A 24,648-nucleotide genomic window follows, 5' to 3' on the forward strand; every position below is an offset into this window, starting at 1 on the left:
AGCGCCTTAGCCTGCGGAAACCACAAACGATACTGCCGTACGTCGGCGGTAATTCTCATAAATCCCCAGCGCCAGCAGCGAAAAGAAAATCGGCCCACGACCATCCACAGCGCGCTGCTCCAGTCCCCTGCGCCCATCACCGGTTGAATCACGGTAAAGAAATTCGCAAAAGTCACCACTCACCACCAGCACGACAACAGCAGTCGCCAACATCATCCAGCACGCGGCAAGAATACCGACCGTTTGCGTGGAGGTAAGCCCGGCAATGGTCCAGGACTGCGTTCTATCCGCACCGAATATGGCTGCTTCCCTCTTCATGGTGAAAAGGGAAGCGAAGGGGACAATCAGGCGCGGTCGACGGTAAAGGAGATAACATCGCCGATGCTTTCAGCACCTAGCGCCAACATCACTACGCGGTCAACACCCAGCGCGACGCCTGAGCAATCTGGCAGTCCTGCCTCCAGGGCAGCCAGCAGGTTGCGATCGATCGGCTGCTGTGGCAAGCCACGAGCCGCACGCTTACGGTTATCCTGCTCAAAACGCTGTTGTTGTTCGCGCGCGTCCGTCAGTTCGTGAAAGCCGTTTGCCAGCTCTATGCCCTTGTAATAGACCTCGAAACGCTCCGCCACGCGGTGATCTTCGGTGCTAATTTGCGCTAACGAGGCCTGGCTTGCCGGGAAGTGATAGATAAAGGTCGGACGATCTTTACCAATATGCGGCTCAACGCCCATGACAAAGAGCAGTTGGAGCAGCGTATCCCGGTCCTCTTCAGTATCGGCAATATTGCTCAGATCCAGCTTCGCCGCCACTTCACGAAGTTGCGTTTTATCCGCCGACAGCGGGTCGATTTCCAGGTGACGCTGGAAAGCTTGTTGATAAGAAAGGCTCTCCGCTGGCTGGCAGTCCAGCACCTGCTGCAAGAGATCGTCGACTTCGTTAATCAACCGGTACATGTCATAGCATGGACGATACCACTCCAACATCGTGAATTCAGGATTATGGTGACGCCCCATCTCTTCATTGCGAAAACTACGGCATAACTGAAACACCGGGCCGCAACCGGCGGCCAGCAGGCGCTTCATGTGGTATTCCGGACTGGTCATCAGGTACAAATTCAGCCCTTGAGAGTGCCCGGGACCAACAAAACGCGTTTCAAACGGGACCATGTGAATATCCGTCACCGTCGCCTGACTCATGCAGGGCGTCTCCACCTCCAACACGCCGCGGTCGGTAAAGAAACGACGAATTGCCGTCATCACCGCTGCACGTTTTAACAGATTTGGAATGGACGCGCTCGGCTGCCAGGTTGCCGTTTCGCTCATGGTACTTTCTCCGATTTGAAACAAGGGCACGAAGTCTACTCGTAACTGGCAGGTGAAACAAATTTTGTGCGAATTCGCGAATCCACTACATATCGTTATATTTGTTGTTAACCGAAATGCATAAAAGAAATGAATAAACCACCGCACAGATCGATAAAAAAATCGAACACGTCAATTTTCCCTGTTGACCCTACGGCTATACTCCTTACCCATAAAGGAGCAGTGATACATTTTCGCCAGCCCGGCGGCGAAATAAACAAAAACTGGAGGAATGTCGTGCAAACTTTTCAAGCCGATCTTGCCATAATTGGCGCTGGCGGAGCAGGTCTTCGCGCCGCAATTGCCGCCGCGCAAGCTAATCCAAATGCTAAAATCGCTCTAATTTCTAAAGTCTATCCTATGCGTAGCCATACCGTGGCCGCTGAAGGGGGTTCCGCTGCCGTCGCGCAGGACCATGATAGCTTTGAGTACCATTTTCACGACACCGTTGCCGGTGGCGACTGGTTGTGCGAACAGGATGTCGTTGACTACTTCGTCCACCAATGCCCGAAGGAAATGACCCAGCTAGAACAGTGGGGATGCCCCTGGAGCCGTCGCCCGGACGGCAGCGTCAACGTCCGACGCTTCGGCGGCATGAAAATCGAACGCACCTGGTTCGCTGCTGATAAAACCGGTTTCCATATACTGCACACCTTGTTCCAGACTTCCCTTCAGTTCCCGCAAATTCAACGCTTCGATGAACATTTCGTCCTCGATATTCTGGTCGATGATGGTCAGGCGCGTGGTTTGGTCGCGATGAATATGATGGAAGGCACGCTGGTGCAGATCCGCGCCAACGCAGTAGTGCTGGCGACCGGCGGTGCAGGACGCGTTTATCGCTACAATACCAACGGTGGTATCGTCACTGGCGATGGTATGGGTATGGCGCTAAGCCACGGCGTACCGCTGCGTGACATGGAGTTCGTGCAATATCATCCGACCGGCCTGCCGGGTTCAGGCATCCTGATGACCGAAGGCTGTCGCGGTGAAGGCGGCATTCTGGTCAACAAGGACGGATACCGCTATCTCCAGGATTACGGTATGGGACCGGAAACGCCGTTGGGCGAACCGAAAAACAAATACATGGAGCTTGGCCCACGCGACAAAGTCTCCCAGGCTTTCTGGCACGAATGGCGTAAAGGCAACACCATTCCAACCTCGCGTGGCGATGTGGTTTATCTTGATCTGCGCCATTTGGGTGAGAAAAAGCTGCTTGAACGATTACCGTTCATTTGTGAACTGTCGAAAGCCTACGTCGGCGTAGACCCGGTGAAAGAGCCGATCCCAGTGCGTCCAACTGCGCACTACACCATGGGCGGCATCGAAACCGATCAGCAGTGTGAGACGCGAATCAAAGGACTGTTCGCCGTCGGCGAGTGTTCTTCTGTGGGCTTGCACGGCGCGAACCGTCTGGGCTCCAACTCGCTGGCAGAGCTGGTGGTCTTTGGCCGTATGGCAGGTGAGCAGGCCATCAAGCGCGCCGCTGAAGCTGGAGAAGTTAATAGCGCGGCGCTGGACGCGCAGGTCGTCGATATCGAAAAACGCCTGAAAGATCTTGTGAATCAGGAAGGTAACGAGAACTGGGCGAAGATCCGTGACGAAATGGGTCTGTCGATGGAGGAAGGCTGCGGCATCTACCGTACGCCAGAGCTAATGCAGAAAACCATCGATAAGCTGGCCGAACTGCAAGAACGCTTCAAGCGTGTACGCGTCACTGACACTTCCAGCGTGTTCAATACCGACCTGCTTTATACCATTGAGTTGGGTCATGGCCTGAACGTCGCTGAATGCATGGCGCACTCAGCCATCGCTCGTAAAGAGTCCCGCGGCGCGCATCAGCGTTTAGATGAGGGCTGTACCGAGCGTGACGACGTCAATTTCCTCAAGCATACGCTCGCTTTCCGCGATGCGGACGGCAACACGAGCCTTGAGTACAGTGATGTAAAAATCACTACTCTGCCGCCAGCAAAACGCGTGTACGGCGCTGAAGCGGAAGCAGCTGAGAAGAAGGAGACGACGAATGGCTGAGATGAAAAACATGAAAGTCGAAGTGGTGCGTTACAACCCGGAAGTGGACGTCGCACCGCACAGCGCTTTTTATGAAGTGCCCTACGATGAGCAAACCTCACTGCTTGATGCCCTGGGCTACATCAAAGACAACCTTGCGCCAGACCTGAGCTATCGCTGGTCCTGCCGTATGGCGATTTGCGGCTCCTGCGGCATGATGGTGAACAAAGTGCCAAAACTGGCCTGTAAAACCTTCCTGCGCGAGTACACCAAAGGCATTAAAGTTGAGGCGCTGGCCAACTTCCCGATTGAGCGCGATTTGGTGGTCGATATGACCCACTTTATTGAAAGCCTGGAGGCCATTAAGCCGTACATCATTGGCAACCCGCGCACACCTGACCAGGGTCCAAACAAGCAGACTCCGGCGCAAATGGCGAAGTACCACCAGTTCTCCGGCTGCATCAACTGCGGTCTGTGCTACGCTGCTTGCCCGCAGTTTGGTCTTAACCCGGAGTTTATCGGCCCGGCGGCGATCACCCTCGCTCATCGTTACAACGAAGATAGCCGTGACCACGGTAAAAAGGAACGTATGGCGCAGCTTAACGGCCAGAATGGCGTCTGGACATGCACTTTCGTGGGCTACTGCTCCGAAGTCTGCCCTAAACACGTCGACCCGGCGGCCGCGATCCAGCAGGGCAAAGTAGAAAGCTCGAAAGACTTTCTTATCGCCACCCTGAAACCACGCTAAGGAGTGCAGTATGACGACTAAACGCAAACCCTACGTGCGGCCGATGACGTCCACCTGGTGGAAAAAACTGCCGTTTTATCGCTTCTATATGCTGCGTGAAGGCACGGCGGTTCCCACGGTCTGGTTCAGCATTGTGCTGATTTACGGACTGTTCGCACTGAAGCATGGTGCGGAGAGCTGGGCGGGTTATATCGGTTTTCTGCAAAACCCGATTGTCGTGATCCTGAACCTGATCACGCTTGCAGCCGCGCTGCTGCATACCAAAACCTGGTTTGAGCTGGCACCGAAAGCTGCCAATATTATCTTCAAAGGCGAGAAAATGGGGCCAGAGCCAATTATTAAAGGGCTTTGGGTAGTCACTGCGGTCGCCACCGTGGTGATTCTGTTTGTCGCCCTGTTCTGGTAAGGAGGCTGGAATGATCAATCCCAAACCAAAACGTTCTGATGAACCGGTATTCTGGGGACTGTTTGGTGCAGGCGGCATGTGGGGAGCGATTATCGCCCCTGTGATCGTGCTGCTGGTAGGCATAATGCTACCGCTCGGTCTCGCGCCCGCAGATGCCTTCAGCTACGAACGCGTGCTGGGTTTTGCCCACAGCTTTATTGGCCGCGCATTCATTTTTCTGATGATTGTCCTGCCGCTGTGGTGCGGCCTCCACCGTATCCACCATGCAATGCATGATTTGAAAATTCATGTACCCAACGGTAAGTGGGTCTTCTATGGCCTGGCGGCGATTCTGACCGTCGTCACGCTGGTCGGTATATTGTTCATCTAAACCAATAGCCGGAGCCGTATCGACATCGGCTCCAGTAAGCCCGGTAGCATTATGTTACCGGGCTCTCTTCTCAAGAAAATTCCACCGCATTTTTCCTGCCTGAATCTACACTTAGCTTAAAACTGGCGAGGAAATATTATGCGTCTACTACCTGTTATTGCTGTTGTTGCCGCTTCATTTTTGCTTGTCGCCTGTAGCACACCGACGCCTCCTCCGGGCGTAACCGTAGTCAGTCCATTCGATACGCAACGCTATCTTGGCACCTGGTATGAAATTGCACGCTTTGATCATAGTTTTGAAAGCGGTTTAGAAAAGGTCACCGCGACCTATAGCCTGCGCGATGACGGCGGGCTGAACGTGGTGAATAAGGGATACAATCCCGACCGGGGGATGTGGCAGAAAAGCGATGGTGTTGCCTACTTTATCGGGGAGCCCACGCGCGCCGCGCTGAAAGTCTCGTTTTTCGGCCCCTTCTATGGCGGCTATAACGTGATTGCGCTGGACAAGGATTATCGCTATGCGCTGGTTTGCGGGCCAGACCGCGACTATTTGTGGCTGCTGGCACGCTCGCCGAAAATCCCGCCGGAAGTGAAACAGCAAATGCTGGATATCGCTACCCAGCAGGGATTCGACGTGAGTAAGCTCTTATGGGTCAATCAGCATTATTAATGGGCGCTGATTTTCAGGCCAATAATACCAATCACGATACACGCCAGGCTGGCAATGCGCATCGGACTGGCAGATTCCCCCAAGAGAATAATTCCTGTAACCGCTGCGCCGACCGCGCCAATTCCGGTCCATACGGCATAAGCGGTACCTACTGGCAGCGTTTTCATCGCCCATGACAGCATCGCCATGCTGACAACCATCGCAACAATGGTAATCACGCTTGGTACCAGACGGCTAAAACCGTGGGTATATTTCAGGCCGACGGCCCACACGACTTCCAGCAGACCAGCGATAAGCAACACTATCCAGGACATATGGCTCCTTGATGGGGCCGTCCCCAGATGTGAAACACTCACGGGTCGTCCCGTAAGGTGGATGATAACTCGCAGAGATTATACACAACAAGGATGAGTCGAGGAAGAACGGTACGACCGCTGGCCGTACCGTCATGGTCTATTGCTGAGCTTTGGTTGCAGCACCTGAAATCGCGCTACCGCCTTCTGAAATGTCCTGACCCACACCGCGCGTAGTGTTGCATGCGGTCAATACAGAAGAGAGAGCCAAAACCGTAAAGAACGCTGCAATCGCTTTTTTCACCATAATGTCATCCTTATTCACCAGTTTTAGTTATCGTGCCCTATAAGCATAGACAACCTGGCCCGGGATAAAGGAAGCTCAACGTTTTTTAAGAGAAAAAGAGATTATAAGTGTGAAGTAAAGAGATTGCGGGGATATGAATGAGAATTGCCTGATGAAATCAAATTAACCAGCAGCGTGAGAAATCGCGCGTCCTAAACTCTGAATATCTTTGCCAACACCGCGAGCCGTATTGCATCCAGCCAACAGCGAGCTACCAAGAACTAGCGGTACCAAAAATTTGATCGCACAATTCATCTTCCCTACCAGCTATGTCGATTCGTAGAGGGCGCAGCGTCGCGCTGCGCCAACCATCTCATCGCATGAATTACTTCACGCGGGATACGTATTCGCCGGAACGAGTATCCACTTTGATGACTTCGCCAATCTGCACGAACAGAGGAACTTTAACGACTGCACCAGTGGTCAGGGTCGCTGGTTTACCACCAGTACCTGCGGTGTCACCTTTCAGACCTGGGTCAGTTTCAACGATTTCCAGCTCAACAAAGTTTGGTGGGGTTACGGAAATAGGCTGACCATTCCACAGGGTCACGATGCACTCGGCCTGATCCAGCAGCCATTTAGCGCTATCACCAACTGCTTTTGAGTCCGCGGCCAGCTGTTCGAAAGTAGAGTTGTTCATGAAATGATAGAACTCACCGTCGTTGTACAGATAAGTCAGGTTCATATCGACAACATCAGCGCCTTCAGCAGAGTCAGTTGACTTGAAGGTTTTCTCAACGCGGGTGCCAGTCAGCAGGCGACGCAGCTTAACGCGCGCAAAAGCCTGGCCTTTCCCTGGTTTAACGAATTCACTGGCTTCAACTGCATAAGGTTCGCCATCCATCATGATTTTAAGACCGGCACGAAAATCGTTGCTATAGTAAGTCGCCATAAGGCCCTCTGAAATTTTGTTAATTGGTAGCTAAGCCACAAAATGGCGCATATTGTAACCCTAAATACCCCATCCAGAGAAGATTGGTTAGCGCAACTTGCAGATGTTGTGACCAATCCTGATGAACTACTGCATCTTTTAAATGTAGACGCAGATGCGAATCTATTGGCAGGCCGTGATGCAAAGCGCCTGTTTGCGCTACGTGTTCCACGAGCATTTATTGCCCGCATGGAGCCAGGAAACCCTAACGATCCTCTTCTTCGTCAGGTACTTACCTCACAAGAAGAATTTATTGCTGCTCCTGGATTTTCCACCGATCCGCTGGAAGAACAACACAGCGTGGTGCCGGGTCTGCTGCATAAATACAGCAACCGTGCGCTCCTGCTGGTTAAAGGCGGCTGCGCGGTAAATTGTCGCTATTGTTTTCGTCGTCACTTCCCGTACGCTGAAAATCAGGGCAATAAACGAAACTGGCAAACGGCGCTGGAGTACATTGCGGCCCATCCAGAGCTTGATGAGATCATTTTTTCCGGTGGCGACCCGCTGATGGCGAAAGATCATGAACTTGACTGGTTATTCACACAGTTGGAAGCTATTTCACATATCAAGCGCCTGCGTATTCACAGTCGCTTGCCCATTGTCATCCCAGCACGTATTACCGATGCGCTAGTTGCACGTATTTCTACATCATCGTTACAGGTACTGTTAGTGAACCATATCAACCACGCCAACGAAATAGATGCAGAATTTCACGCAGCGATGAAGCGGCTTCGCATGGCTGGCGTCACGTTGTTGAACCAAAGCGTACTGCTACGCGGCGTAAACGATAATGCGCAGACTCTGGCAGACCTGAGTAACGCGTTGTTCGATGTTGGAGTCATGCCTTATTACCTACACGTTCTGGATAGAGTCCAGGGCGCCGCACACTTTATGGTTGATGATGAAGAGGCCCGGGCGGTCATACGAGAGCTACTAACTCTGGTTTCTGGATATTTGGTGCCGAGGCTAGCGCGGGAAATCGGTGGGGAGCCTAGTAAAACGCCACTCGATTTAGGTTTAAGGCAGTGCTAGTTACATTTTCTGCCGAGCATCGCTCGGCAGACTGTCAATTAATCAGTTCATACCTGATCTAATATACAGATATTTAATAAAATTCACATAACTACCAGAAAGTGAACCCAGTGGTATATTAGGGGTAAATATAAAAGGAAGTCATAAGCTTATTCATTAGTTATTACTTACAAAAAGAGAGAAAGTATGTTAGCCGCTGTCATTAACAATAGCAAAGGTAGGAGCCACTTAGGTAACTTAAACGCAGCATCAACACTTTTCATTTTATCCTCCTGAGTAAGCAAATTTTTGATTTTATTTCTCTCTATCGGGGGCGAAGAGGCATTATTTATTACTTGAATATTTGAATTGTTTTCCGAGTTTTCCTCTTCCGCTCTGAAGAACGACGCGATATGCGATCCTGAAGCGAGAGCAAACCCACGCTGCCTTACCGTCACTATAATATCTTGCGATAGTCCCGCCTTAAGTAACGATTTTCTTAGTAAGGATATATTTTGATAAAAGGTGTTTTGAGATACAACAACACCTCTGGTTTTCCATACCGTATCCAGAAACTCCTCTCTGGATATAATTTTTCCATTACTTTCCAATAAAAGCTGGAGACAGCGTGCAGTAGGCGCGTTTAAGCTCACACCTTCGCCGTTCTCACCCAGAGGTTGCAACTCGTTTACATTTACATTAAAAATAACTTCATCATTAATGATATATTCATTGAATATCATAGTCCCTTTCCGCCTTCATTAAGTCATATGAAATATAGATGAACCAAATTCAATTTCATCTTTAGAAATCAGGATACATCCCTATAAATGAACCAGATTAGATAATTTCAAGTTTAAAGAACCAGCTCCATTGCCGGATCGAAGTTAAGATTACCATGATATTAAATGCGAATGGAAGACAGATCTTCTTACTATACCTCTCATCCATAATCATTATTATCATATCAATCAATATATGAATATACCAACCTCAATAAAACAAGTTTTAAATTCAAGAAGAATTCACATGCAGTTTATCCGTTTTTACCTTAGATTCGTTATCGCTCTTGCCTGTTAGACTCATCGCATACGAACGTACGCACAACAACGAACGGCAGGAGAAAGGAAAATGAATGTGATAGTACTCAGGCGTCTGGTTAGATAGGTATTAGTTATTATCTATATATCTAATTTAACAGCCAAGTCTGACATCTATTCAGGACTTTAGTATCTATAAATGGATTAAACAAATGAAAAAAACAATCGTAGCTGTGATGGTCGCAGCATCTGCAGTTCTGAGTGCACAGGCTTTTGCGGCAGGAAACAGTGCAAACCTGACTATTCTTGGTAAAGTAACAGATGCTAATAATTCCTGTGACGTTACCCCTGCGCCTCTGATTGCAGGTGGTACTCTGACTCTGAATGATATTAAAGCTAGTGTATTACAAGGTGCAAATTTAAATACTCCGTATCAACCATTGGCCAAAGACATTGAATACGAGATCAAGGATTGTACTTTGGGTGGTGCCGCTTATAACGGGCCTCTGGCAATTACTGTCACTGGTGACCACATCAGCAGCATGACTGATGTTCTGACGAACACCGCGTCTAGTCCGGCCCAAGACTCTTCTGTAACTGTTGTAAACACCAACTGGAGTCGTGTGGACCTCACTGGTGCAACTGCTGCTCAGACAATTACTTACTCCGGAAACCCAGTTTGGATGCGCTTTAAAGCAGCATACGTCCGTACTGGGGGTACTGTATCGGAAGGTAATGTTAAAGGCGTAGCTACCTTTACTATAAGTTACTAATAATCAACGGGACTTGCCAACGGTAAGTCCCGCTTATTTGTGAGAGTAAATTATGTTGCAGTCATCATTCAAGTTAGCAGCGGCCTTTTTTTTAGCAACCAGCTTCGCAGCTTATAGTGGTGTAGTCGTTGACTCAACACGCTATCTTTATAAAGAAGGTGCGCGCGAAATTAGTGCGCACGTAGAAAACAAAGATAATATCCCATACTTGATAAAATCTTGGGTAGAAGTTCCTGATGGACAAAAAGATTCACACTTCTTGGTGACTCCCCCTCTTTTTCGCTTGGAAGGTAAACAAAAAAACACATTGCGTATTTTGGCGAATGCAAATATTGCGAATGCCCCACAAGATCGAGACACGCTTTATTTCTTCAGCGTTATGTATATTCCACCAAGTAGCGATCTTGATGAGGACAAAAATAAAGTTCAGTTAGCTGTTCGTCATCGTATGCGTTTGATTTATCGTCCCAAAACCATTCAAGATCTATCTATTAATACAGAGGCGGAGAAGCTGGAATGGCGAAGAGTAAACAATAAAATCGTGCTAAAAAATCCAACACCTTTTTTTATCTATTTTAAATCAGTAAAAATAGGTAATAAAGATGTTATTGGCGAAACTCCACATATTAGTGCTTATACAACCAAAGAGTTTTCTTTGCCTATAGGTGTTAATGGTACAGAGATTACATGGAAAGTAGCAACCGAAAGCGGAGGCACAGGTTCTACCTACACGTCATCACTCTGATTTAGTTACTGACTGGTTTGGGTAAAAAAAATGTATAAATTAATAAAAAAAAGAACTGCTATTTTATCTGGCACGCCGTTTACGTTGGTATTCCTCATCCCTGTACTAACGCTAAGTTACTGCAGCAGTGTAATGGCTCGTGATTTTTTTGACCCTGCTTTTATTAAATCAGTTGGTCAGGATCCTCTATCTATACCAGATTTATCAATATATGCCAGCAAGGATGCTCAAGCACCAGGTGATTACCGTGTCGATGTTATATTGAATAATGAACTTTTGGAAACAACAAATGTCCTTTTTGTTGAAAAGAAAAGTGGTGGCTTGACACCTTGCCTAAGCATTAAAAAGTTAGCTAGCTATGGGTTACGTATTAACGCATTCCCGAAACTAACAGAAGATTCCAATGGATGCACTGATACGAGTGGAATACCGGATTTCACTTCTGATTTCAACTTTAATACACAGCAACTTTTGATGTCAATTCCTCAAGCCGCTTTATCAAACTTGGCTCAGGGTTATGTACCACCTGAAGAATTTGACAATGGTATTAATGCCTTATTAGCAAATTATCAGTTCAGTGGTTCGAAAGATTTTGATGATAAAAGTGAATATTATAACCTCAATTTACAGACAGGCCTGAACATCGGGCCATGGCGTCTACGTAATCTTAGCACCTGGAATAAGAACGGAGGGGATGATAGTAGTTGGGACTCTGTGTATCTTTACGCTCAGAGAAGTATTGTCCCCTTGAAAAGCGTGTTAATTATGGGTGAGAGTTCCTCACTTTCCAGTATTTTTGATAGCGTCCCATTCACAGGGCTGCAACTATCCACTGATACTGACATGATTCCTGAAAGCCTACGTGGTTTTGCTCCTGTCGTCCGAGGGATTGCCAGAACTAATGCTCGCGTAGTGATCAAGCAGAACGGTTACCAAATTTATCAGACCTTTGTCGCTCCAGGCGCTTTTGAAATTACTGATCTTTATGCAACAGGTGGCAATGGCGATCTGTACGTAACAGTTGAAGAAGCTGATGGCAATCGTCAAAATTTCGTCGTTGCCTTTGCCGCGTTACCGCTTATGCTCAGAGAAGGTCAGATGGAGTATGAATTAACCAGCGGAAAATATCGCCCTTATGACAATAGCACAGATGAAACGCCATTTACACAGGCAACAATAAGTTACGGTGTGTTGAATAACACAACATTGTACAGCGGGATGCAGATAGCTTCAAAATATCAGGCACTCGCTTTTGGTATTGGCCAAAACATGGGTGATGTGGGAGCAATATCAACTGACGTAACTCAATCCTGGTCAAAAATGCAGGATGCCGAAAAAACAAACGGACAATCGTGGCGTATCCGCTATGGTAAAAATATCCTTGCGACAGGTACAAATATATCGGTAGCTGGTTATCGTTATTCAACCAGCGGTTTTAATACACTCACAGAAGTTTTAGATACCTATGGCGATAATCGCTACAGTTATTCACGTTGGTCCGTCCGTAACAGAACCAACGTGTCAGTGAACCAAGGATTAGGTCAAGGTCTGGGGAGCCTAAGTATATCCGGTATATTTGAAGATTATTGGGATTCCGACCGCCGCAATAGCTCATTTAATATTGGCTACAATGGTGGATTCCGTCGTTTTACCTACTATGCTGGCTATAGTTATAGCCGTTATACCTGGAGAAATAACAATTCTGGTCGAGTGGCAGAAGATGATCATATATTTACATTTAATGTTTCTATACCACTGAGTGAATGGCTACCAAGTACTTATGCAAGCTATGGCATAACCAATAGTAACCCAGGTTCAACAGATCAATATGTTTCTCTCTCTGGTTCGGCGCTGGAAAACAATAGCCTCGACTGGAACGTTCAGCAAGGTTATAGTAATCGGGAAGATGCAAGTGGCAATATGAATGCGGACTATAGAGGTTCATTAGGCCGGATAAATGCTGGCTATAGTTATAGCAAACACAGTCAGCAAGTAAACTATGGACTCAGTGGTGGTATGTTACTTCATGCAAATGGGATAACATTAGGTCAAGAGATGTCCGATACTGCTGCGTTGATCAAAGCACCGGGTTTGAGTTATGTTCGCCTTGAAGCAGATCCGTCAATAAAAACAGATTCCCGTGGTTATGCAATACTTCCATTTGTTTCACCATACTATCGTACCAATATTACATTGGATACCACTACATTAGGTGAAGATATGGAGTTACCAAATACAACGAAAAAGGTGGTTCCAACTCGTGGGGCTATCGTACGGGCAAACTATGAGGGCAGTATCGGTCGTCGTGCATTCCTGGTACTTAAAATGTCCTCAGGTCAAAATGTTCCTTACGGAGCAACGGTAACTTCAGACCTTAACCCAACATCTCAGGCCAATATTGTCTCGGATGGGGGAATGGTTTATATATCTGGTCTCAAGGACGTCGGCGAAATTTATGCTAAATGGGGAACTAAAGCCGGACAACAATGTAAGGGTACTTACAATTTGGGTTCAGCAACTGGTAGTATCGCACAAGCTACAGTGGAATGCCGTTAACAGGGATCATAAATAGATGAAACGTTTATTCTTATTGATTAGTTTATTTGGTATTAGTTTACAATCTGCATATGCAGCCTGTTCTTATGGTTCGACGGGCGGTGGTGCGATAACGGTTTCTTTCGATAAAGTGTTAGCTGACACAACAGTACCAGTTGGAACGATTTTGGCCACCGCAAGGCGTGGTAATATTTCACCTAAAACATTCACTTGTGCAGCAGGCGATGATTATGTTGTGAGAACAAATCCTCATGTCGATGAATCGGCAATACGAAAAATAGGTGGCAAACCTGTTTATGATACGGGTATTCCTGGTATTGGATTTCAAATATCAGATGTAACTAAGCCAAATGGTCGGTTCATTCCGGCTGTTATAGACGATCCTCTGGCGGGTAACAGTGTTTCTTCTGATAAATCAGAGCAGGTATACGTCTGGTTGGTAAAAACGGGCCCTATCACAAAAACGTCATTGCCTGGTAATATTACTGTTCGTTATATGGCAGGAAGCAAGCCGATGACTGCCGCTCCAGGTGCGTCGAATAGTGCAGAATTATACCGCATAAATATTAACTTGAGCAATCTGACCTTTAAGGAGTCAACTTGTGAGGTGAAACCTCAGAGTGGGAATATTGTAACGTTACAAAATATAGGTATATCTGAATTTAGCTCGGTTTCAGTCGGTCAGGCCGCTGGGAAATCAAAAAATTTCACTCTTGATATTACTTGCCCAACAGACGAAGTTGGCAAAAATTATCTTTATTGGTTTAACCCTATTTCAGAGAATTCATTATCTAAGGACGGTGTTTTATTGAACTCCATAGGCAATGGTGCTTCTAATGTTGGAATCATTATTAAGCAGGGCACAACCCCCATTAAATTCAATGATATTACGGTTACCAGTTACTACTTTACAACAACAGCATCAACTAAATCAGTCACACTTAATGCTGATTATTTTAAAATAGCAAATCCTGTATCTGTAGGGGCGACAGGAGAGATCAAAGTCGATTTTGAAATGGTATTGCAGGAAAGATAAATTTTTATTATTATTTTTGTAGTGTATAGCAAGGTGCCATCATGAATTCTAATACTGATGGCGCTTTGGCATTCCATCTCATATGTAAATATGATTAACGTTATTTTAATATTAAATCAACAATAAAATATTACTTACATCTTAATTCGTCATATTCTCATTTTAGAACATATCCCTGTAGCATTCAGCGCATTCAACTGGCAACCCGTTCTGAGCACAAAGAAAAGCGGCACGGTTATCAACACGCTTACGGTGTCTGCCCAGCGGATGATGGGTTCTATGCTCAGGAATAGGAGGACGCATTTTCTCCCAGAGTTCATCACTTATCTGCCAGTTATTGTTTGCTGTATAATACTCGTCAATGATCTTTTATGGAGTTTTGACAATCTCTATTAGGATAGGTTCTAAATCTAAATAAACACATTCTGAACCCATGTAAACATTGGAAATTTTCACTTAAGAACACAATTCACAATGAAATAATTGCTTAAGTAGTTGAATCGTTAAAATTCACAATATATAACACATAAAAACATTGTCATATTTTCTTTTTCCGATAGTATCCGACCTCGAAATTAAGAGATTTTCTTTTAAAGGAATATATATTCCCCCCGAGGCTATTATGACTTTGGGAACTTTATCTCTTAGTTCATTAAGATGTTAAGATGTATTGTTCTAATAAATTTTAATCTTTTTCACATAAGGAAAAACAATGAAAGAGTTAACAGTTATTGAAATGAAGGATGTATCTGGTGCCGGTATTAAAGATATGATCGCTGGAACCCAGTCTTTGGGCAAAGGTATTGTTGATTCTGCAATTGGTGCAGTTCTTCTGGGCTTAGGTACTTCTGGTCTTGGTGGTCTGCAGGGTGGTGTAACCGGTAATGGTAGCGGTGGCGGATTACTGGGCTTTGGCGTCATCACTATCGGTATTGGCTCTATCTGGGGTGCCATTCAGGGCGCTGTGACTGGTGTTATTGTTGGGGCATACGTAGGCGCAGATAAAAGTATGGAATACATTGACAGTGGCATCCAGGCGATGTTCGATGGTACGATCGGCGGCTGGAAACTTACTTCCTGATTCCGATTGAACCATTTTAGCAATGTGTACGGGGTATTTTCCCCGTACATTCATAATACCTAAAATTTTAATTATAATTTTTAAACATAGTTACAAAATATTATTTTTCTGAAGGCATATAATTTTCAATACCACTCACTATTAATAGCGAATAGAAATGTCAAAAAAACTTTATCGCAAGGAAGCGATTGAATATAAAAAAAATCACTGGAAGGGGAAAGCTCTATTGCTCGCGGGTATTCCCGCATGGCTGATCGGCTTACTGTCTCTGATATTTTTATGCGTCCTTATTTTTACCCTCATTTTCTGTAACTACACACAGCGTATTGACGTGCGCGGCGAAGTGATTACATTGCCTCACTCCATCAACGTTTTTTCGCCACAGCAGGGTTTTGTCGTAAAAAAACACGTTGAAACAGGCGATATCGTTACTAAAGGAACGCCTCTTTATGAACTGGATGTTTCCCGTTCAACCATCAATGGTAATGTGAATGATACGATGACCGCTGTCATCACTGATAAAATTGCTAACGGTGAAGAAATAATTACAAAAATAGAAAAAAATAAAAAAGAAACTCTGGAAGCATTAAATATCCAGTTGCAGCAATACAATTCTTCTCTGAAAGAAACAAATGAAATGCTGAAAAATGCGAGTGCTGGGTTAAAGAAAATGAGGGACAACTTACTCAATTATGATACCTATCTCAAACAAGGACTGATCACAAAAGACCAGTACAACTATCAGCATTCATTGTATTTTCAACAACAAAGCACCTATCAGTCATTAGTCAGCCAAAAAATGCAGTTAGAATCTCAACTTACACAGTTGAGGAGTGATATTTTGACAAAAGCGGCTGATTTTGATAATCAAGTCTCCAATCAAAAGAATCAGATTAATGATTATAAAAATCAACGTCTGGAATCAAATGCTAATGGTAACCTTATTATCAAAGCAACAACGGATGGAAGAATCGAGTCCGTTTCCGTCACTACCGGACAAATGGTTGACAAAGGTAGTAGCCTCGCCCAAATAAAACCAACCGGGAACGTTGAATACTACCTAATACTATGGCTACCGAATAATAGTATTCCATACGTCAAACCAGGAGATACGGTCAATATACGCTATGATGCGTTTCCCTCTGATAAGTTTGGGCAATTTCCTGGGGTCATTACATCGGTATCATCTGTGCCCGCATCACGTCAAGAAATGTCAGAGTATACTAATGTTGCTGCAGGGCCAAACCAACAAGAGCTTGCGCTTTATAAAACCATTGTTGCAATTAAAGATAAGACATTTAGCTATAATGGGAAAACACTTGCGCTTTCAAATGGATTAAAAGCACAAGCGATCGTTTTTCTTGAAAAACGCCCGCTTTATATGTGGATGTTTACTCCTGTTTATAAAATTACCCAGAGCGTGAGTGGCCCAATAAATGAGTAAGACATTATTTGAAAATATTACGGCAAAACTAAATTTTTCATTAATGAAAAGTACGCCGGTTATTTTACAGTCTGAAGCGGCTGAGTGTGGAATTGCTTGCCTGGCGATGATTTCAGGTTTTTACGGACTTGATATCGATCTGTTCAACTTTCGCCAGCGTTTCGGTAGTCCTGCTCAAGGAGTAACACTTTTATCATTAAGCCAAACGGCAGATCGCGCAGGTTTAAAAAACCGTGCATTGTCGTTGGATATTGATGAAATTAACCAACTCAAACTACCCTGTATCATTCACTGGGGAATGAACCACTATGTAGTGTTAACCAAAGTGCGCAAATCCAGTTTCATTGTCCACGACCCCGCACTCGGTAAGCGCGTCATTGGTATGCAGGAGATGTCCAACTACTTTACTGGCATTGCCCTTGAGCTTTGGCCCGATCAAAACTTTCAACAAGAAAAAGCAAAATCTCGCTTACGCTTGCTGGATTTAATGCGCAATATTGTCGGTTTAAAAAGCGCCCTGGTGAAGCTATTCGCTTACTCTGTCGTTATTGAAGCAATCGGTTTGCTACTTCCCATTGGCACTCAAATGGTGACAGATCATGTCATTATGGCTCATGACCAAAGTCTGCTGGCGGTAATTTGTATTGGTTTGGTTTCCTTTACCCTATTCCGTACTTTTCTCAGTATGCTACGCGGCTGGACTTCGCTAACACTAAATACACTGACAAGTATTCAATGGAAAACGACCCTCTTTGACCATTTAGTCAGTCTACCGTTATCCTTTTTTGAGAAACGACACCTTGGAGATATTCAGTCACGATTTGGATCACTGGATACCATTCGTTCAACTTTTACGAACAGTATTGTCTCTGGGATAATAGATTCCATTATGACCATTGGGCTTTTGATCATGCTCACTCTATATGGTGGTTGGCTCGTCTGGATTGTGGTGGGTTTTACAATGTGTTACGCCATTATGCGATTAGCCACTTATCGTTTCTATCGCCGGGTATCCGAAGAGCAGGTAATTAAAGGTGCTCGATCTAACTCCCATTTTATGGAGTCACTATATGGTATCGCAACGGTTAAAGCGCTTAATTTAAAAGAACGCCGCTCTCAGCACTGGCTTAATATCAATATTGATGCCTGCAATGCGGGAATTAAACAAACGCGTTTTGACATGATGTTTGGCGGTATCAATACCCTAATCTCATCCATCGATCAGGTTGTTATCTTATGGCTGGGCGCTTTAGCTGTCATCGACAATAGTATGACACTTGGGATGTTCATGGCATTCAACGCCTATCGCGGACAATTCTCACAGCGGGCATCCAGTCTGGTTGACTTGATAATGCAGCTCCGTATGTTGTCTTTACACAACGAAAGGCTTTCTGAAATTGCATTTTCTGAACCAGAAAACGAAATGCCTTTACGCCGCGTATTTGAAGAGAATAAAGGAGTAAAACTAGAAGTAAGGAATCTCAGTTACCAATATGATCCCTTTTCACAGCCTATTTTCTCTAACTTAAATATCACCGTTGAACCGGGCGAATCTATCGCCCTGGTTGGTCCTTCAGGCGTAGGTAAAACTACCTTGTTAAAGGTCATGTGTGGTTTACTTTCACCCACAGGAGGAGATGTAACGGTAGATAATCTCGATATTAATAAAATTGGTTTAAACAACTATCGTTTAAGTACTGCTTGTGTACTTCAAGAAGACCGATTGTTTTCAGGTTCTATTGCTGAAAATATTAGCGGTTTTGACGATAATGCCGACGAGGAATTCATAATAGAGTGTGCTCGCCATAGCAACATTCACGATGAAATTATGAATATGCCAATGGCATATGAAACTCTGATCGGTGAACTGGGAACTGGCGTCTCAGGGGGACAGAAACAACGCCTATTAATTGCCCGAGCATTGTACCGTAAGCCAGGTATTTTATTTATGGATGAAGCGACCAGTCATCTGGACTTGAGTAATGAAGCGACTATTAACCAATCAATTTCGGATTTAAGTATTACGCGAATAATTGTTGCTCACCGCCCCTCAACAATTGCATCTGCAGATCGCGTAATTGATTTGTCAAGATTCAACTCAGCAGTTTTACCCGCTTAAACAGAAAAGGAATATCTGATGGTATCTAAAATGAAAGGAATGAATACGGCGCCAATAAAAGTTGATAATCGTTTTGCTCTCATGACCTTTAAATTTAAAACTAATGATGAGCAAACCGAAATTATTTACATGAAGCCAGATACGCTTGTCGACTTTCTGGTTCTCCTGCGTAGCCGCATGTTAAATGTGATTCAGCGTCTAGGTGAACGTGGTGAAATTTACAAAGCCCAACTGCAGGCCGTCAGTGAATCACTCTTACTACATGTTCCTGAAGTTATTCTCACTGAAGTTCAACAACCTGATATTGGGCGTATAGTTACCTCTCTTGCCCCTAAAATCAAGGATGAACAGTTTACCCTCATCACAATACTGCAAAACGAGCATATTATCTCCCTGAAGATCGATGACTCACAGGTAGAATTTATCATCCTTGCTATTCAACAAGCGCTGACGGTTGTTGAAGATAAAGAGATGCAGCAGTTTATCAACTCGTTGCTTGATTTTCTGCTGATTTATTCCGTTGATTTATCAAACATGGATAATTTACAGTATCGTCATATTGACCATGAAAAATGGAAACAAAAGCTGTTTTCAAATTACCTTGAAGTGCTCTATTGTTTTGATACAGAACAGGGAAAGCGGATTCTCGCAGGAACAATAATTAAAGTAAACTCATTACCAGATACGAAAGAAACAGAGAATATTATCACACGCTTAACAACGGTGGTTCCAGCGCTCAAAGCTGTTATGGAACAATATACTCTCTGCCAAACCTTCTGCCGAATACTGCTGGCACAACAGGAGCAAGAATTAACACTAGACGAATGTCTGAGACCTCTATATACCTTTTGCCTTGAAACACAAGCCACACTTAACAGTTAAGCTATTTAAGCGGCCCCTCCTGATGAAGGACCGCTATTTTCTCAATTCGGACACTTATAAACCTGACCGTTCATTTGACTATCGGTCGGGACAAAGCTGGACAACAGGTTCTGTGTCGGGCTACTGACGCCGTAAATCACGTTACCCCCCATTGCTGCCGCCTGATTACGCAGGGCATTTGCCGCGCCGCGCATAGAGCCGCCTTCGTCGCCATTCTGCCCGGACAGCCAGTTGCTCTGCGTCCCGGTCGCGGTTCCTAACAGCTGACATTCTGAACCCGGTTTATCTTCTACAAAGCGGACGTTCTGGCCACCAGAGGTCAATTCGTTGCTAGAGCTACAGCCTGCTAACAATAATGCTGCGCCGACAATCCCTGCTAAATATTTTACCTGCATGTTATTCCCCACGATCAATGAGCTGGACGCACTGGCCCGGATGTACAACCTTATACTAAAAAGACGACAAAAAGAAAAACCCCCGAGCATTTCTGCCCGAGGGTTTCCGTGTTTCTAAGGGGTATAGCGCACGATTACATCATGCCGCCCATACCGCCCATGCCACCCATACCGCCAGCAGCACCTAAATCAGGTGCGTCGCTTTTCGGCAGGTCGGTGACCATGCACTCGGTAGTGATCATCAGACCAGCAACGGATGCTGCATACTGCAGAGCAGAACGAGTCACTTTAGTTGGGTCAAGGATACCGAAGTCGATCATGTTGCCGTATTCTTCGGTCGCTGCGTTGTAACCGTAGTTACCTTCTCCAGCTTTCACGTTGTTCGCAACAACAGACGGCTCTTCACCCGCGTTGGAAACGATCTGACGCAGCGGTGCTTCCATTGCGCGCAGCGCAACTTTGATACCGACGTTCTGATCTTCGTTCTGAGCAGTCAGGCCAGCCAGTTTAGCGGCAACGCGAACCAGCGCAACGCCACCACCGGCAACCACGCCTTCTTCAACCGCAGCACGGGTCGCGTGCAGGGCGTCATCAACGCGTGCTTTCTTCTCTTTCATTTCAACTTCAGTCGCTGCGCCGACTTTGATTACCGCAACGCCGCCTGCCAGTTTCGCTACGCGCTCCTGCAGTTTTTCACGGTCGTAGTCAGAAGTTGCTTCTTCAATCTGCTTACGGATCTGAGCAACGCGGCCCTGGATCGCAGCTTCTTCACCCACGCCATCAATGATGGTGGTTGTGTCTTTGTTGATAACAACACGTTTCGCCTGACCCAGGTCTTCCAGAGTCGCTTTTTCCAGCTCCATACCGATCTCTTCAGAGATAACGGTACCGCCAGTCAGAGTTGCGATGTCCTGCAGCATAGCTTTACGACGGTCGCCGAAGCCCGGTGCTTTAACCGCTGCCACTTTCACGATGCCGCGCATGGTGTTAACCACCAGAGTCGCCAGTGCTTCGCCTTCAACATCTTCAGCAATGATAACCAGCGGTTTACCCGCTTTTGCTACTGCTTCCAGAACTGGCAGCATTTCGCGGATGTTGGAGATTTTTTTATCCGCCAGCAGGATGAACGGGCTTTCCAGCTCAACAGCACCGGTTTCCGGCTTGTTGATGAAGTACGGGGACAGGTAGCCACGGTCAAACTGCATACCTTCAACTACGTCCAGTTCATCTTCCAGACCGGTACCGTCTTCAACGGTGATCACGCCTTCTTTACCGACTTTATCCATCGCTTCTGCGATCAGTTTGCCTACGGTTTCGTCGGAGTTAGCGGAGATGGTACCAACCTGAGCAATAGCTTTAGAATCGGAGCACGGTACGGACAGCGTTTTCAGTTCTTCAACAGCAGCAACGACAGCTTTGTCGATACCACGTTTCAGATCCATCGGGTTCATGCCCGCAGCAACGGCTTTCAGGCCTTCAGCGATGATAGCCTGCGCCAGTACGGTTGCGGTGGTGGTACCGTCGCCAGCAGCGTCGTTCGCTTTAGAGGCAACTTCTTTCACCATCTGTGCGCCCATGTTTTCGAACTTGTCTTCCAGCTCGATTTCACGTGCTACAGAAACGCCATCTTTAGTGATGGTCGGCGCACCGAAGGATTTGTCCAGAACCACGTTACGGCCTTTCGGGCCCAAGGTTACTTTAACTGCGTCTGCCAGTACGTTTACGCCGCGCAGCATTTTCACACGAGCGTCGTTACCGAATTTTACGTCTTTAGCTGCCATTTTAATCTTTCCCTTAAATTCGTATGTTCAGTGTCGTTCGCGGATTACGCTTCAACAATTGCCAGGATGTCGCTTTCGGACATGATCAACACTTCTTCATTGTCGATCTTCTCAGATTTCACGCCGTAGCCATCGTTGAAAATCACGATATCGCCAACTTTAACGTCCAGCGGCTGCACGGTTCCGTTTTCCAGGATGCGGCCCTTACCGACAGCGATGATTTCGCCACGAGTTGATTTGGCTGCCGCAGAACCGGTCAGAACGATGCCGCCAGCAGATTTGGTTTCAACTTCTTTACGTTTGACGATCACACGATCATGTAACGGACGAATACTCATTTGATAGCTCTCCTTTGAGAAAGTCATTATCAGTTATGGATGACGCCGGTCCGCACACTGTTTTCCGGCTAGTGCCCTGAGAGATGGGGATGGGGATTTCTCGCTTCAAGGGGAAAACTAAAAAAAAATTTGCCGTCGTGCTCTTACGCACACAAAAATGCGGCTGCAGCCAGCCGTCATAAGCAAAAGCGATTGTGATACCATCCATTTTTTGCCAGGCGCAAGGTTGAATCATGAGTGGTTTAAAACAGGAGTTGGGGCTTGCACAGGGAGTCGGATTACTCTCTACATCATTACTGGGAACCGGCGTCTTTGCCGTCCCGGCACTGGCCGCGCTGGTCGCCGGTGATAATAGCCTGTGGGCCTGGCCGGCGCTGATCCTTCTGGTGTTCCCGATAGCTATCGTCTTTGCCATCCTTGGTCGCCATTTTCCCAGCGCAGGCGGCGTCGCGCATTTTGTTGATATGGCCTTTGGCCCGCACCTGGCTCGCGTTACCGGCTGGCTATTTTTATCGGTGATACCGGTAGGACTGCCTGCCGCACTGCATATTGCCACCGGCTTCGGTCAGGCGATTTTTGGCTGGCATGATAGCCAGTTGCTGCTGGCCGAGCTGGGAACGCTGGCGATTATCTGGTGGGTCGGCTCACGCGGAGCCAGCTCCAGCGCCAATCTACAAACGCTGGTTGCCGTCCTCATTGTCGCGTTAATCGTCGCCATCTGGTGGCGTGGCGGAATCAACCCAACGCAGATCCCCTTTCCTGCCGCTGCTGATATCGACAGTTCACAGCTTTTCTCTGCGCTTTCGGTGATGTTCTGGTGTTTTGTCGGCCTCGAGGCTTTCGCTCATCTGGCATCTGAATTTAAGCAACCGGAACGTGATTTTCCCCGCGCGCTGATGATTGGCTTATTGCTCGCGGGCTCCGTCTACTGGGCCTGTACCGTGCTGGTTCTGCATTTTCATGCCTTTGGCGAAGAGATGGCCGCCGCCGCGTCGTTGCCCAATATCGTCGTGCGCCTGTTCGGCGTCCAGGCGCTGTGGATTGCCTGCGTCATTGGCTACCTCGCCTGCTTCGCCAGCCTCAATATCTATATTCAGAGCTTTGCCCGCCTGGTCTGGTCACAAGCGCAATACAAGCCAGATAGCTATCTGGCCCGGCTGTCGCCACGGCAAATTCCGCGCAATGCATTGAATGCGGTGCTGGGCTGTTGTGTGATCAGCGCTCTGTGCATTTATGCACTTAATATCAATCTCGATGCCCTGATCGTCTACGCCAACGGCATTTTCATAATGATCTATCTGCTGTGCATGCTGGCGGGCTGTCGGTTACTTCAGGGGCGTTATCGCGTACTGGCGGCGATTGGCAGCGTGCTGTGTCTGCTGCTGCTGGCGATGGTTGGCTGGAAGAGTCTGTATGCATTTATCATGCTGGCGGTGCTGTGGCTGTTTTTACCAAAGCGCAGATTAGCTGAGAGGATACTATAGGCCGGGGCTGCCCGGCCTGAGGAATCTTAGTCGCGGCGATCGTCTTTATGATCCAGACGGTCGCGCTCATCGTCTTTACGCTGATACTCACCTTCAAAAGTATCACCGCCGCCCGTCCCGGCGCTAAATCCACCGCCCGGCATCCGGCTAAAGCGCAGGTGCGGCATCAGCTTCAATGTCAAGTGTTTCTGTACCGGCGGCAACAGCAGCAGCAGGCCCAGGAAGTCAGTAAAGAACCCCGGCAACAGCAGCAGCAAACCCGCAATAATCAGCGATACGCTTTTGATCATCTCAGCAGCCGGACTCTCCCCTGCCGCCATTTTCTGCTGCATCAGCATGAGGTTTTTAAAGCCCTGGTTTTTCACCAGCGATATCCCCACCACCGAGCTAAAGATCACCAGAATCAGCGTCAGCAGCACCCCAAGCACGTGGGCGACCTGGATAAAGATCGATATCTCAATGTAAACGTATAAAAAAACGGCAATTAACGGAATCCAACGCACCGGCGTCTCCTTCATTAACAGACGCTGATGTCGGCGCCCGTAGTCATAGATGTGCTATTCGCATTAGTAAGATGTTGGGCCAAAGCACCATTTTTCAATCGTAAAAAAAGCTTATTTTTTTCAAGAATGGAAAAGCGGTGATTCATTTCACAAATTAATAATTCTTATAGAATTCACTACATAATAAGTGATCAGGATGACTGATATTCGCTATCATCAGCATATGATCGTGGGCACCGGGCCGGTTAAAGAAATAATCTGCGGCTAGAAAATGCGCGAGATCTCATAAATTCTGCGTATTGGGTGAATTCATATAGCAGCTTGAAAAG

General features: G+C 46.6%; 25 protein-coding genes and 2 pseudogenes. 15 read left to right on the forward strand and 12 right to left on the reverse strand.

The genetic code is table 11. The features are described from left to right. Nucleotides 1-6 precede the first annotated feature (6 nt). Together QVF11_RS14175 and epmA are read right to left on the reverse strand one after the other, a co-directional pair. Nucleotides 7-179 (reverse strand): annotated as a pseudogene (locus QVF11_RS14175) (glutamate/gamma-aminobutyrate family transporter YjeM); the annotation flags it as partial. Nucleotides 180-344: 165 nt separating this feature from the next. Next, a complete protein-coding gene (gene epmA, locus QVF11_RS14180; protein WP_142514463.1) occupies nucleotides 345-1,322 on the reverse strand; it encodes an elongation factor P--(R)-beta-lysine ligase in 978 nt (325 codons plus the stop codon). A gap of 276 nt (nucleotides 1,323-1,598) precedes the next feature. On the opposite strand from epmA, the gene frdA reads away from it, so the two are divergent. From frdA to QVF11_RS14205, 5 genes are all read left to right on the forward strand, one after another. Next, nucleotides 1,599-3,389 carry a fumarate reductase (quinol) flavoprotein subunit gene (gene frdA, locus QVF11_RS14185; protein WP_287857806.1) on the forward strand — a complete coding sequence of 597 codons (1,791 nt, stop codon included), beginning with the start codon at nucleotides 1,599-1,601 and terminating at the stop codon, nucleotides 3,387-3,389. Then, nucleotides 3,382-4,116 (forward strand): succinate dehydrogenase/fumarate reductase iron-sulfur subunit, encoded by a 735-nt coding sequence (locus tag QVF11_RS14190; RefSeq protein WP_139540926.1) that lies wholly within the window; start codon nucleotides 3,382-3,384, stop codon nucleotides 4,114-4,116. Before frdA ends, QVF11_RS14190 begins: the two co-directional genes overlap by 8 nt. Nucleotides 4,117-4,126: 10 nt before the next feature. Continuing rightward, complete coding sequence (frdC, locus tag QVF11_RS14195; RefSeq protein WP_139540925.1) at nucleotides 4,127-4,522, forward strand: fumarate reductase subunit FrdC; 396 nt, start codon at nucleotides 4,127-4,129, stop codon at nucleotides 4,520-4,522. A gap of 10 nt (nucleotides 4,523-4,532) precedes the next feature. Continuing rightward, nucleotides 4,533-4,892 carry a fumarate reductase subunit FrdD gene (gene frdD / locus QVF11_RS14200; RefSeq protein ID WP_139540924.1) on the forward strand — a complete coding sequence of 120 codons (360 nt, stop codon included), beginning with the start codon at nucleotides 4,533-4,535 and terminating at the stop codon, nucleotides 4,890-4,892. A gap of 138 nt (nucleotides 4,893-5,030) precedes the next feature. After that, nucleotides 5,031-5,561 carry a lipocalin family protein gene (locus tag QVF11_RS14205; protein WP_139540923.1) on the forward strand — a complete coding sequence of 177 codons (531 nt, stop codon included), beginning with the start codon at nucleotides 5,031-5,033 and terminating at the stop codon, nucleotides 5,559-5,561. On the opposite strand, the gene sugE is transcribed toward QVF11_RS14205, so the two are convergent. The 4 genes from sugE to efp form a co-directional block, all read right to left on the reverse strand. Beyond that, nucleotides 5,558-5,875 (reverse strand): quaternary ammonium compound efflux SMR transporter SugE, encoded by a 318-nt coding sequence (sugE, locus tag QVF11_RS14210; protein WP_287857812.1) that lies wholly within the window; start codon nucleotides 5,873-5,875, stop codon nucleotides 5,558-5,560. The two genes, QVF11_RS14205 and sugE, sit on opposite strands and share 4 nt — an antisense overlap. Nucleotides 5,876-6,014: 139 nt before the next feature. Next, nucleotides 6,015-6,161, reverse strand: a complete 147-nt coding sequence (gene ecnB / locus QVF11_RS14215) for a lipoprotein toxin entericidin B (protein ID WP_004097935.1) — start codon at nucleotides 6,159-6,161, stop codon at nucleotides 6,015-6,017. A gap of 162 nt (nucleotides 6,162-6,323) precedes the next feature. Then, nucleotides 6,324-6,455 carry an entericidin A/B family lipoprotein gene (locus QVF11_RS14220; RefSeq protein WP_287857816.1) on the reverse strand — a complete coding sequence of 44 codons (132 nt, stop codon included), beginning with the start codon at nucleotides 6,453-6,455 and terminating at the stop codon, nucleotides 6,324-6,326. Nucleotides 6,456-6,525: 70 nt separating this feature from the next. Continuing rightward, nucleotides 6,526-7,092: an elongation factor P gene (gene efp / locus QVF11_RS14225; protein ID WP_110274494.1), complete on the reverse strand. Its 567-nt coding sequence runs from the start codon at nucleotides 7,090-7,092 to the stop codon at nucleotides 6,526-6,528. Nucleotides 7,093-7,134: 42 nt separating this feature from the next. Here efp and epmB point away from each other — a divergent pair, with 42 nt between their 5' ends. Further along, the gene (gene epmB / locus QVF11_RS14230; protein ID WP_287857819.1) at nucleotides 7,135-8,163 is read left to right on the forward strand and encodes an EF-P beta-lysylation protein EpmB; all 1,029 of its coding nucleotides are present in this window, start codon (nucleotides 7,135-7,137) and stop codon (nucleotides 8,161-8,163) included. A gap of 167 nt (nucleotides 8,164-8,330) precedes the next feature. On the opposite strand, the gene QVF11_RS14235 is transcribed toward epmB, so the two are convergent. Then, nucleotides 8,331-8,885: a winged helix-turn-helix domain-containing protein gene (locus QVF11_RS14235; RefSeq protein ID WP_287857822.1), complete on the reverse strand. Its 555-nt coding sequence runs from the start codon at nucleotides 8,883-8,885 to the stop codon at nucleotides 8,331-8,333. A 509-nt stretch (nucleotides 8,886-9,394) separates the two neighbouring features. Here QVF11_RS14235 and QVF11_RS14240 point away from each other — a divergent pair. The 4 genes from QVF11_RS14240 (at nucleotide 9,395) to QVF11_RS14255 (ending at nucleotide 14,292) form a co-directional block, all read left to right on the forward strand. Next, a complete protein-coding gene (locus tag QVF11_RS14240) occupies nucleotides 9,395-9,955 on the forward strand; it encodes a fimbrial protein (protein WP_287857824.1) in 561 nt (186 codons plus the stop codon). Between the two features lie 52 nt (nucleotides 9,956-10,007). Beyond that, nucleotides 10,008-10,700, forward strand: a complete 693-nt coding sequence (locus QVF11_RS14245; protein WP_287857827.1) for a fimbrial biogenesis chaperone — start codon at nucleotides 10,008-10,010, stop codon at nucleotides 10,698-10,700. Between the two features lie 132 nt (nucleotides 10,701-10,832). Continuing rightward, complete coding sequence (locus QVF11_RS14250; RefSeq protein WP_287857829.1) at nucleotides 10,833-13,256, forward strand: fimbria/pilus outer membrane usher protein; 2,424 nt, start codon at nucleotides 10,833-10,835, stop codon at nucleotides 13,254-13,256. Between the two features lie 16 nt (nucleotides 13,257-13,272). Beyond that, nucleotides 13,273-14,292 (forward strand): fimbrial protein, encoded by a 1,020-nt coding sequence (locus QVF11_RS14255; protein WP_287857832.1) that lies wholly within the window; start codon nucleotides 13,273-13,275, stop codon nucleotides 14,290-14,292. Between the two features lie 164 nt (nucleotides 14,293-14,456). Here QVF11_RS14255 and QVF11_RS14260 read toward each other — a convergent pair. Continuing rightward, a pseudogene (locus QVF11_RS14260) lies at nucleotides 14,457-14,595 on the reverse strand (IS5/IS1182 family transposase); the annotation flags it as partial. Nucleotides 14,596-15,004: 409 nt separating this feature from the next. Between QVF11_RS14260 and QVF11_RS14265 the strand changes: the two are divergent. The 4 genes from QVF11_RS14265 (at nucleotide 15,005) to yjeJ (ending at nucleotide 19,818) form a co-directional block, all read left to right on the forward strand. After that, nucleotides 15,005-15,373, forward strand: coding sequence for a hypothetical protein (locus tag QVF11_RS14265; RefSeq protein ID WP_287857834.1), 369 nt, complete (start codon nucleotides 15,005-15,007; stop codon nucleotides 15,371-15,373). 157 nt (nucleotides 15,374-15,530) lie between these two features. Continuing rightward, nucleotides 15,531-16,817 carry an HlyD family secretion protein gene (locus QVF11_RS14270; RefSeq protein ID WP_287857836.1) on the forward strand — a complete coding sequence of 429 codons (1,287 nt, stop codon included), beginning with the start codon at nucleotides 15,531-15,533 and terminating at the stop codon, nucleotides 16,815-16,817. Then, complete coding sequence (locus tag QVF11_RS14275) at nucleotides 16,810-18,936, forward strand: peptidase domain-containing ABC transporter (RefSeq protein ID WP_287857838.1); 2,127 nt, start codon at nucleotides 16,810-16,812, stop codon at nucleotides 18,934-18,936. Before QVF11_RS14270 ends, QVF11_RS14275 begins: the two co-directional genes overlap by 8 nt. Before the next feature lie 18 nt (nucleotides 18,937-18,954). Further along, nucleotides 18,955-19,818 carry a YjeJ family protein gene (yjeJ, locus tag QVF11_RS14280; RefSeq protein ID WP_287857840.1) on the forward strand — a complete coding sequence of 288 codons (864 nt, stop codon included), beginning with the start codon at nucleotides 18,955-18,957 and terminating at the stop codon, nucleotides 19,816-19,818. A 41-nt stretch (nucleotides 19,819-19,859) separates the two neighbouring features. On the opposite strand, the gene QVF11_RS14285 is transcribed toward yjeJ, so the two are convergent. From QVF11_RS14285 to QVF11_RS14295, 3 genes are all read right to left on the reverse strand, one after another. Further along, nucleotides 19,860-20,213 (reverse strand): DUF4156 domain-containing protein, encoded by a 354-nt coding sequence (locus QVF11_RS14285; protein ID WP_004871163.1) that lies wholly within the window; start codon nucleotides 20,211-20,213, stop codon nucleotides 19,860-19,862. 134 nt (nucleotides 20,214-20,347) lie between these two features. Then, nucleotides 20,348-21,994, reverse strand: coding sequence for a chaperonin GroEL (groL, locus tag QVF11_RS14290; RefSeq protein ID WP_004128001.1), 1,647 nt, complete (start codon nucleotides 21,992-21,994; stop codon nucleotides 20,348-20,350). A 44-nt stretch (nucleotides 21,995-22,038) separates the two neighbouring features. Continuing rightward, nucleotides 22,039-22,332 carry a co-chaperone GroES gene (locus QVF11_RS14295; RefSeq protein WP_003855929.1) on the reverse strand — a complete coding sequence of 98 codons (294 nt, stop codon included), beginning with the start codon at nucleotides 22,330-22,332 and terminating at the stop codon, nucleotides 22,039-22,041. A 233-nt stretch (nucleotides 22,333-22,565) separates the two neighbouring features. Here QVF11_RS14295 and yjeH point away from each other — a divergent pair, with 233 nt between their 5' ends. Then, a complete protein-coding gene (gene yjeH / locus QVF11_RS14300; protein WP_112216237.1) occupies nucleotides 22,566-23,816 on the forward strand; it encodes an L-methionine/branched-chain amino acid transporter in 1,251 nt (416 codons plus the stop codon). A gap of 26 nt (nucleotides 23,817-23,842) precedes the next feature. Here the strand turns inward: yjeH and QVF11_RS14305 are convergent, their stop codons facing one another. Further along, entirely contained in the window at nucleotides 23,843-24,319 is a 477-nt protein-coding gene (locus QVF11_RS14305; RefSeq protein WP_004097899.1) for an FxsA family protein, read from the reverse strand. Nucleotides 24,320-24,648: the final 329 nt, after the last annotated feature.

Source organism: Klebsiella sp. (assembly GCF_027492335.1).
Lineage (GTDB): Bacteria > Pseudomonadota > Gammaproteobacteria > Enterobacterales > Enterobacteriaceae > Klebsiella > Klebsiella huaxiensis.